The sequence below is a fragment of the Amycolatopsis sp. NPDC059657 genome (genome assembly GCF_042734395.1).
In the GTDB taxonomy this organism is placed as follows: domain Bacteria; phylum Actinomycetota; class Actinomycetes; order Mycobacteriales; family Pseudonocardiaceae; genus Amycolatopsis.
The window spans coordinates 39,445-49,339 of record NZ_JBHWEB010000015.1; the positions used below are offsets into that span (position 1 = coordinate 39,445).

7 protein-coding genes are annotated in these 9,895 nt (G+C 71.9%); 3 read left to right on the forward strand and 4 right to left on the reverse strand.

From position 1 onward, the window contains the following. Window positions 1–54: 54 nt before the first annotated feature. From ACFV15_RS10790 to ACFV15_RS10800, 3 genes are read left to right on the forward strand one after another with little or no spacing between them, the layout of a single operon-like run. On the forward strand, window positions 55–1,743 hold the full coding sequence (locus ACFV15_RS10790) for an ABC transporter ATP-binding protein (RefSeq protein ID WP_378349996.1): 1,689 nt from the start codon (window positions 55–57) through the stop codon (window positions 1,741–1,743). Beyond that, window positions 1,740–3,449, forward strand: a complete 1,710-nt coding sequence (locus tag ACFV15_RS10795; protein ID WP_378349997.1) for an ABC transporter ATP-binding protein — start codon at window positions 1,740–1,742, stop codon at window positions 3,447–3,449. Before ACFV15_RS10790 ends, ACFV15_RS10795 begins: the two co-directional genes overlap by 4 nt. Further along, a complete protein-coding gene (locus tag ACFV15_RS10800; protein WP_378349998.1) occupies window positions 3,450–4,385 on the forward strand; it encodes an NAD(P)/FAD-dependent oxidoreductase in 936 nt (311 codons plus the stop codon). A gap of 52 nt (window positions 4,386–4,437) precedes the next feature. On the opposite strand, the gene ACFV15_RS10805 is transcribed toward ACFV15_RS10800, so the two are convergent. The 4 genes from ACFV15_RS10805 to ACFV15_RS10820 are packed head-to-tail and all read right to left on the reverse strand — an operon-like array spanning window position 4,438 to window position 9,696. Then, the gene (locus tag ACFV15_RS10805; RefSeq protein WP_378349999.1) at window positions 4,438–5,424 is read right to left on the reverse strand and encodes a 3-oxoacyl-[acyl-carrier-protein] synthase III C-terminal domain-containing protein; all 987 of its coding nucleotides are present in this window, start codon (window positions 5,422–5,424) and stop codon (window positions 4,438–4,440) included. Next, window positions 5,421–7,487 (reverse strand): ATP-binding cassette domain-containing protein, encoded by a 2,067-nt coding sequence (locus ACFV15_RS10810; RefSeq protein WP_378350000.1) that lies wholly within the window; start codon window positions 7,485–7,487, stop codon window positions 5,421–5,423. Before ACFV15_RS10810 ends, ACFV15_RS10805 begins: the two co-directional genes overlap by 4 nt. Then, complete coding sequence (locus tag ACFV15_RS10815; protein ID WP_378350001.1) at window positions 7,484–8,389, reverse strand: ABC transporter permease; 906 nt, start codon at window positions 8,387–8,389, stop codon at window positions 7,484–7,486. The genes ACFV15_RS10810 and ACFV15_RS10815 overlap by 4 nt, the downstream gene beginning before the upstream one ends. Further along, entirely contained in the window at window positions 8,374–9,696 is a 1,323-nt protein-coding gene (locus ACFV15_RS10820) for an ABC transporter substrate-binding protein (protein WP_378350002.1), read from the reverse strand. The genes ACFV15_RS10815 and ACFV15_RS10820 overlap by 16 nt, the downstream gene beginning before the upstream one ends. Between the last annotated feature and the right edge of the window lie 199 nt (window positions 9,697–9,895).

The following is a 9,895-nucleotide window of genomic DNA, read 5'->3' on the forward strand; positions in this document are numbered from 1 at the left end:
CAACTACGCTCCGCAAGCGTGACCCATCCCATCGGAAGGACAAGCCACCCGATCGTGAGCACTCTCCCCGCACTCGTGCGCCCGATCCGAGTCCGGCTCACCGCCGGCATCTGCTGTCAGGCGGCGGCCGCGGCCGCCGGCATCACGCCCTTCATCGCCGTCGCCGAACTGAGCCGCCGGCTGCTGTCCGGCGTTCCGATGTCCGCGCTGGGCCCGTTCGCCGTCATCGCGCTGCTGGCACTGCCGGTCCGGGTCGCTCTGCTCGTCGCGGCGACGACGCTGACCCACCTGGCCGACAACGACCTCCAGCTCTCGCTGCGGCGACGGCTGGCCAAGCACCTCGCGCGACTCCCGCTGGGCTGGTTCGCCACACACGACTCCGGCCGGGTCAAGCGTGCCGTGTCCGACGACGTCGGCGCGCTGCACCATCTGGTGGCCCACTCCCTGCTCGACCTGGTGTCGGCGGTGGTGGTCCCGATGGTCTCCGCCGTCTACCTTGCCACGCTCCATCCGCTGCTGGCCCTTGTCACGCTGCTGCCGCTGGGCGCGGGGCTGCTGCTGCACCACCGCGCGATGGCCGGGGTCGCGGCCCGGATGCGGGAGTATCAGGAAGCCACCGCGAGCCTGGACGCCACCGTGGTCGAGTTCGTGCAGGGCATCACTGCGGTCAAGATGTTCGGGCGGACCGGGCGGGCGCACCACCGATTCCGGGAAGCGGCCGCGCGGTACGGTGAGTTCGTCGCCGGCTGGGCCCACTCGGTCACCCCCGCGATGGCGTGGAGCCAGTTCATCCTCTCGCCGCTGGTGACGCTGTTCGCGGTGCTGGCCGCAGGCACCCTGATCGCGCCGGACGAGCTGATCTCGTTCGCCGTGCTCGGCGCCGGACTGGCCGCGCCGCTGCTGACCATCGGCTACAGCGTCCAGGACCTGCGAGTCGGTCGCACCGCGGCCGCGGACATCTGCGCGCTGCTCGCCACCCCGGAACTACCAGACCACGGTACGTCCACTGTGGACACCTCCGCCGGCGCGCTGGTGGAGTTCGAGGCCGTCCGGTTCTCCTACGACGGCGTGACCGACGTGCTCGACGGCATCGACCTGGTGCTGGCGCCGAGCACGATCACCGCGCTCGTCGGCCCGTCCGGCTCCGGCAAGTCCACACTGGCCACGCTGCTCGCGCGCTTTCATGACGTCACCGCGGGCGCGATCCGGCTCAATGGTGTCGATCTCCGCGAAATACCGACTTCGGCGCTGTACAGCCAAATCGGTTTCGTACTCCAGGACGTGCGTCTGTCGCGCGCGAGCGTCGCCGAGAACATCCGTATGGGGCGCCCTGACGCGACGATGACCGAGGTACACGACGCGGCGCGCGCGGCAAGGATCCACGATCGAGTGCTCGCACTACCCCAAGGCTATGAAACCGTCGTCGGCGAGGACGTCACGCTGTCCGGCGGGGAAGCACAACGGGTGTCGATCGCCCGCGCGCTGCTGGCCGACGCGCCTGTGCTGATCCTCGACGAGGCGACGGCGTCGGTGGACCCCGAATCCGAAGCCGCGATCCAGGACGCGCTTTCCGGCCTCGTCGTCGGGCGCACGACGTTGGTGATCGCGCACCGGCTGTCCACAGTGGTCGGCGTGGACCAGATCGTCGTGCTGGACAACGGGATGGTCGCCGAGCGCGGCACGCACGACGAGTTGCTGGCGGCGCACGGGCGGTACGCGCGGACGTGGGAGCAGGCGGCATGATCCGGCGACTGATAGCTGTGCTCGGCCCCGAGCAGTCCCGCGATCTGCGGCGAGCGGTGGTGTGCCTGGCCGTTGCGGCCGCGTTGCAGGGAGCCGCCTTCGCCTTCCTGCTGCCGATCCTGCGGGGCGGAGGGTGGCCGTGGCTGGTCGGCGCGGGTGTCGTGCTGGCGGTGTGCGCGGTCTTCTACTACCGGGGCGTGGTGGCCGGGCGGCGCGCGGGCTACACGCTGTCGACGGTGCTGCACCACCGGATCGGCGACCACGTTGTGACGCTGCCGCTCGGCTGGTTCACCCCCGCCCGCGTCGGCTCACTCGGCCGGGTCGCGACCCAGAATGTCATGAGCGTCATGGGTGTCCCCGCGCATTTGCTGGAACCCTTGATCGGCGCTGTGGTGACCCCGGTGGCCGCGATGGCCGCGCTGTCCTTGCTGGACTGGCGGCTCGGGACGGCGGCGCTGGCCACGGTCCCGTTCGTCGTCACGGCATGCTGGTGGACCACCCGGCTGGTCCGCGCGACGGACCACGCAGCCGACGCGGCCGCCGCCGACGCCGCCGGGCGAGTGGTCGAGTTCGCCCAGCACCAGCCGGTGCTACGGGCATTCGGCCGTGGCTCGCACGGGCTACGGCTGCTCGACGAGGCCCTTGTCCGGCAGCGGAAGTCGGCCCGGCGGATGCTGCGGACGGCGTTGCCGGGGTTGGCGGGGTTCGTGGTGACGGTCCAAGCGGCGTTCACCGCGTTGCTGCTCACCGGGACGTTCCTGGCGCTGGGCGGGCGGATCGAACCCACCGTGCTGGTGGTGGCGCTGCTGCTGGCGGTTCGCTTCACCGAGCCGATGCTGACCGCCGCCGAACTGGGCGCGGCGCTGCGGATGGCAGGCAACTCGCTCGAGCGGATCGAGCGCGTGCTCACCGAACCGCGGCTGCCCGAACCTGAACGGTCACCTCCGCTCGGGCCGCCGTCGATCGAGTTCGACGGCGTCCGGTTCGGCTACGACCGGCAGCGGGTGCTCGACGGCGTCAGCTTTGTCGTGCCGATGCACACCACCACGGCGCTCGTCGGGCCATCAGGTGCGGGTAAAAGCACGCTCCTGCGGCTGGCGGCGCGTTTCGCCGACGTCGAGGACGGCTCGGTCCGGATCGGCGGCATCGACGTACGCGACCTGCGCGACGAAGACCTGCTGAGCCAGCTGTCCTTGGTGTCACAGGACGTCTACCTCTTCGAAGGCACCGTGGCCGACAACATCCGGTTCGGCAGGCCGGAGGCCACCGACACCGAGGTGCGCGACGCCGCTCGCCGCGCGGGCGTCGCAGATCTCCTGACGCGAAACGGAGTCGGCGAGGGCGGCGCACGCCTGTCCGGCGGTGAGCGACAGCGCGTGTCGATCGCCCGCGCGCTGCTCAAGGACGCGCCGATCGTGCTGCTCGACGAGCCGATGGCGGCGCTGGACGGCACGAACGAGCAGGTGGTCACGCGGGCACTCGACGAGCTCCGGGCACACCGGACGCTGCTGATGGTCACGCACCGGCTGTCCACCGTCCGGACGGCCGACCAGATCGTCGTCCTTGACGGAGGCCGGGTCACCGAACGCGGCGACCATGGCTCGTTACTGGCGCTCGGCGGCCGATACGCCGGGTTCGACGCGCTGCGCAGCGGCGCCCGCGGCTGGCGGATCGCCGCCGCGGGAAAGATAGATGGAGGGAACTAAGTGTTCGAAGTCATGGTCATCGGTGGCGGCCCCGCCGGGTTGAGCGCGGCGCTGACGCTGGGCCGCCAGCGCCGTCGCGCGCTGGTGGTGGACAGCGGCAAGCCGCGCAACGCCCCCGCAGACGAAATGCACATGTTCCTGTCGCGCGACGGATTTCCACCAGCCGAACTGCGCAGGCTCGGCAGGCTCGAGGTGGCAGGCTACTCCACAGTGGAGATCCGCGACGCGCTCGTCACCGCGGTGAGCGGCGAGATCGACGACTTCACCGTGGAGTTCGCTGACGGCCGTAGCGAACGCGCCAGGCGACTGGTGCTCGCGACCGGTCAGGTCGACGTGCTGCCCGAGATCGACGGACTGGCGACGCTGTTCGGAAAGGGCGTCTACCACTGCCCGTTCTGCCACGGCTTCGAAGCAGCCGACCGGCCGCTCGCCGTACTCGGCGGGGACTTCTCACAATCGATGCTCGCGCTGTACCTCGCGGACCGGTTCACCAAGGATCTGGTGCTGTGCGCGAACGGCGGCCTGGAAGTGGGTCCTGAGCTGCGCGAGGCGCTGTCACGCAACAACATCCCGGTGCGAGAAGAGCCGGTCGTGCGGATCGAGGGCGAAGATGGCGCACTGACGATCCACTTCGCGTCAGGAGAACCACTGGAGCGATCGGCGCTGTTCCACCGTCCGGGCCAGCGGCAGCACACCGACCTCGCCGCCTCGCTCGGCTGTGAGCTGCTCCCGGACGGTTGTGTCCAGGTCAACGCGATGCAGCAGACAACGATCCCTGGCGTGTACGCCGCGGGCGACACGGCGCGGCTGGCGGAGCCGCCGGGCCCGACACCGTTCGTGATCACCGGCGTGGCGGACGGCACGAAGGCGGCAATCTGGCTGGAGCAGGATCTGTTCCGCGCGAGCGTCGAGGTCCCGATCCCCGGGACCAAGTAGCGCTCCGGCTGGGACTTCCCGCGTGTCCAGTGCGGAAAGTCCCAGCCGTCGATCAGGCTGCTTCCAGTACGGCGCACGAGAAACTCATGCCGCCACCGACCCCGACCAGCGCAACCTTGTCCCCGGTCGCCACCAATCCCTCGCGCAGCAGGTGGTCCAGCGCGAAGAGATGGTCGCCGCCGCCGAGGTGGCCGGTCCGCAGACCCAGCTCGTACAGGGTCCGGTCCTGGTCAAGCCCTAATGGCACCTGGTAACCATGCCGGAACGCGTTGGCGCCCACGAACGGCGGGATCACCCAGCGAGCCTCCTCGACGCTGGTGCCCGCCTGCGCCATCGCCTCCAGCACCACAGCCCGCACCCCTGCCACATGGGTAGTGACCACCGACGCCGGAGTTCGCCCGCCCGCGGCGAAGAACTGCCGAGTCCGCTTGCGGAGTACCAACGGCCCCAACGCCGCCGGGGACGCGTCCCGGAACGGTTCGTCGCCACGCTGAAGCCCCTCAACAGCCGGTTCGGTCCGCGAAGCGCAGGCCAGCAGCCGGAAGAGGCCGCTCCCCCTGCCCAGCACCGCGGCCGCACCGCCGTCTCCGAGCGCGATCTCCGGGTCGACCTCGAACCGGTCCACCGCGGACTCCGGAAACCGGTCGCCGACCGTGATCAGCACCCGGCCAAGGTCCGGTCGCCCGCCCAGCATGCTCGCCGCCATTTCAAGGCCGGCCACGGAGGTATTGCACAGCGCGGAGATCTGCAGCGACAGACCCGCCAGTGCCTCGCCAAGCAGCTGGTCGGCCACCCAGCAGGACGCCGACCACAGATCGATCCCACTGAACCCGACGGCCCCGTTCACATGCAACCCCGGCAGCACGTCACCGGCCGCGGCGAGCGCCTGCCGTCCGGCCGCCACGGCCAGCTCCGGGCCTGCCTGCTCCGACCAGGACACCGACCGCATCCCGCAGTGGTCACTGACCTTCGCAGGCACCGGCCGCAGCTCACCCAGCGCCCGGCCCGTGCCCTGAATCCACACGTCGTCGAATTTCACCGCGGCTTCCCGTCCTCCATCGTCAGCACCCGGTCCGCCCGTGCGGCGATCCGTTCGTCGTGTGTCACCAGCAACACCGCCATGCCCGCTCGGCGACAGCGGTCCAGCACATCCAGCACATGCGCGGCGGTCGCGGAATCCAGCGCCGATGTCGGCTCGTCCGCGAGCAGCACCCGCGGCCCGGCGGCGAGCGCACGGGCCAGCCCCGCCCGTTGCCGCTGGCCACCCGAACATTCGCCGGGTCGCCGCCCGGCGAATTCCGGGCCGAGCCCGACCTCGCCGAGCAACTCGACCGCACGCGCCCGTGGCCGCTTGACGCCACGCAGCACGCGCAGCGGGCGGCCGACCGTGTCGGCCAGCGTCCGTGCCGGGTTCAGCTCGCCTGCCTGGTCCTGCCCAAGCAGCTCGACCACACCCCGGCGCGGTGGCGCCCAGCCACCGTCGTCGACCAGCACGGAGCACCCCGCCGTGCGCCCGGCAAGCGCGCGCAACAGTGTGGTCTTGCCAGATCCTGACCGTCCCATCAGGACAACCAGTTCGCCTTCGCGCAGTTCGAGGTCCTCGGCGCGGAACACCGGCGCGCCCGCCATCGAGCCAACTTCGGTGTGCTGAACGCCGGACGCCTGCCCGGCCGTGAGCTCCAGTACGTCGTCGGCGATCCGGGCCAGCCAGTCTCGATCGTGGCTGACCACCACGGTGATCCGTCCTGGCCGCCGTCTCCCCACGACCTCGGCTGTCACCAACTCCAGCGTCGCAGGGTCGAGGCCACTCGTCGGCTCGTCCAGCACCAGCACCGCCGGATCCCGCGCCACGGCCCTCGCCAGCGCGACCCGCTGGGCCTCGCCGCCGGAGAGCTGATGCGGATAGCGCCTGGCGACGTCCGCGGGCAGCCCGAGCCGGGCCAGCAGTATCTCCACTGGCCAGCGCGAGCCACCGTCCGCGATCGTGACGCCGATGCGCCGCAAGGGATCCAGCGTGCCCACCGGGTCCTGCCCGAGCACGCCGACCCGGTCACGCCGCCACCGCCGCGCCTGCACACTGCCCGGCGGCAGTGGTACGCCGCGGTACCACAGCTGACCACGCCACGACGTCGTCGCTGGTGGCAGATCGCCGAGCAGCAGCCGCAGCAAGCTGGTCTTGCCGGAACCGGACGCGCCGGTGATGCCGAGCACCCGGCCGTCGGAAACGGCCAGTCCATCGGAGAGCCGCAGCGAGCAGTCGCCGCCGTGCCAGATTCCCTTGAGACACAAGAAGTCCGGCGGGGGCTCCAGGCCTGCGACCGTGACCTCGCGACGGCGGGCGCCGGCCGGGACGAGGTTCTGGCCGATCAGGTCGAGCCCGAGTGTCAGTGCGGTCGCCAGCAGCGCCAGCGCAGCCGCGGGTGCGAGCACCGACCACGGGTTGAGTGCCACGCCGGGCAGGTTCTCCCGCAGCATCAACGCCCAGTCCGGTGACGGCGGCTGCGGGCCGAGCCCCAGCACCGTGACCGAGACCGCCAGCTGCAGCGCCGTCACCATCCTCAGCCCGAGGTCGGCCAGCACGGTCCCGGCGACCGCGGGCAGCAGCTCGCGCACCACCACCGCGAGCGGGCGCTCGCCACGCGCGACCGCCGCCTCGACGAACCCGGCACGCCGCAGCGGCCTCGCGGTCGCGTACACCACCCGCGCCGACATCGGCACGCCGAACAGCAGCATCACCACCGCCACCGCGCTCCAGTAAGACAGGACAGCGGCACAGATCAGCACCACCAGCACCGCCGGAATCATCAGCACGCCCGCGCTGATCCTGGCGACGATCCGCTCCAGTCCGGCACCCCGCGCCGCCGCCAGCCCGAGCAGCGCGCCGGCCGCCGTCGTGACGAATCCGGCGGGGAGCGCGATGGCGAGCAGGCCCGCTCCGCCGGTCAGCACCCTGGCCAGTACATCGCGGCCCAGCACGTCGGTGCCGAGCGGATGCCCGGCCGCCGGGGTCGCCCATGGCTCGCCGTCCGGGACGACCCCGGCGAACAACCCACCACACAGCACCAAGGCAACGACGAGGAGCAGCCACCAGACGTGCCTCACCGGGCACCCGCCGCCGCGACCCGGTCCGCGATCAGCACAGCCACCAGCACGACCACAGCGTCCAGCAGCGCGACAGCCTGCACGACCGGCACGTCCCGCGTGCCGACAGCGGTGGCCAGCAGCTGCCCCAGCCCCGGATACGCCAGCAGAGACTCGACAACGGTGGTGCCCGCGAGCAACCCGCCCAGCAGCAGCGCCGCGCCCTGGGCCAGCGGCGCGGCCAGGTGCGGCAGCACGTGCCGGACCGCGATCCGCGCCGGGGACAGCCCACGCAGCCGGGCGTCGAGCACGAACGGGCGACCCACGACATCGGCGACCGGGCCGCGCAACAGCCTGGCCAGCCACGCCGCGGCGGGCAGTGTCAGCGCGAGCACCGGCAGGACAAGGATTTCCGGCCGTTCCCACGCCGACCCGCCGACCGGGAGCAGCGAGACAGCAGGCAGCCAGCCGAGCACTGTCGCGAAGACCAGCACCAGCCCACTGATCAGCACGACATCGGGCAACGCCGAGACCGCTGCCACCAGCGCCGAACCCGCGCGCCGGTCACGCCACCCCAGCAACAGCGCGACGAGCACGCCGAGCGCCACCGCGAGCAGCCAGGCGGGGACAACGACGGCCAGGCTCGCGCCGAGCCGCTGCCCCAGCACCGCTCCCACCGGCTGTCCGTCCAGATAGGACTTCCCGAAGTCGCCGTGCGCCACGCCGAGCAGCCAAGAGCCGAACCGCTCCCAGGCAGGCCGGTCGAACCCCATGGCGGCGCGCAACGCCGCGACCCGTGCCGGATCGGCCTGCTGTCCCGCCATCACCTGGGCCGCGTCCTGCGGCAGCAGGCCGGTCAGCAGGAAGACCGCCACGACCACCGCGGCGAGTGTCAGCGCGGCCCGCCTCAGCGCCGCAACCACACACTGTCCAGGAAGATCCTCGCCAAGCCGCTGCCCTCCGGCAGCCCGCGCACTGCCTCGTTCGCGACGTCGAGCCTGGCGCCGGAGCCCCAGACCAGCCAACCCCCGCCGCCTGCCATCCGCTCCTGCAGGCCACGCAGCACCGCTGTCCGCTCGCCGGCGTTCTCGATGGCCATCGCGCGCGCGAACTCGCGGTCGGACGCCGCGTCCTTCCAGCCGGTCTCGTTGTAGCTGGACACGCTCAACGCGGTCTGCCGCATCCAGACGGCGAACGGCAGATCGGTGGCGTAGCCCAGGCACAGCGGTTCGACGGTGTAGACCCGGGTCCAGTACGTCTCCGGCGGGTGCTGCCGTACCTCGGCGGTGATGCCGGCCCCGCTCAGCTGGTCGGCGAGCAGGGTGGCCGCGGAAACCATGCCCGGATAGGCGGTGGTGGTGTTCAGCACGACGGGCAGACCGTCCGGATACCCGGCCGCGGCGAGCAGCGCGCGGGCGCGGGGCAGGTCCTGGATCGGTGGCTTCAGCTCGGCCGGGTACGACGGGTCCGCCGGCGACGGCGCGTCATTGCCGACCCTGCCGTATCCGAGCAGCACGGTGTCGACGAGCTTTTGGCGGTCGACCGCGAGCTTGACCGCCTGGCGAACCTCCGGCCGATCGAACGGCGCCTTGTCCAGCCGCATGAGCAGCGGGTATCCCATCGCCGCCGGACGGGACCCGACGGTCAGCCTGCCGGTGCGCTCGGCCGCCTTCGCCGCCGCCGGGCTCACGTTGGCGGCCACGTCGATCGCGCCGGACACCACCGCGGCTGACAGGGCCTGCGGGTCGGCGAACCCCCGGATCTCGAGCCCGTCGAGGTGCGGTCGCGGCCCCCACCACCGGTCGTTGCGGACCAGTGCGACGCCCTGAGAGTCTACTTTGGACAGCCGGAACGGGCCGGACCCGACCGGCCGCTCGAAGGTCTCGGCGCCCTCCGGCACGACAAAGGTGGCGCCGGCGAGTGTCCGTGGCAGCTCGGCGTCCGGTTGCGAAGTCGCCAGCACCACGGCATGCTCACCGTCCGCTGTGGACTTTGAGACGTCCACGGTGCCCAGCCGCATCCCGTTGGCCGCCGATTTGGCGGCGATCCGGCGCAGGGAGTACAGCACATCGGCGGCGCGTACCGGGCGGCCGTTAGTGAACACGGCGTCGGTGCGCAGCTCGAACCGCCAGCGGGTGGCGGTATCCGAGGAGCTCCAAGACGTCGCGAGCCGCGGCAGGACAGCGCCGTTCTCCCCCGGCACGACGAGCACATCGTAGAGTGCGCCCATCCGCACCCAGTCGGACTCGTTGAACAGCGCGCCGTGCGGGTCGGCGACAGCCGTGGCACCGCCTGCGGCGACCGCGCCGTAGCGCAGGGTGCCGCCGGAGACCGGCGCGGTGGTGGGCGGGGGGGGGGCGCCCCGGGGGGCCCCCCCCCCCCCCCGCCTCCCCCCCCCCCCCGGGCCCCGGCACGAACCCGATCAAATT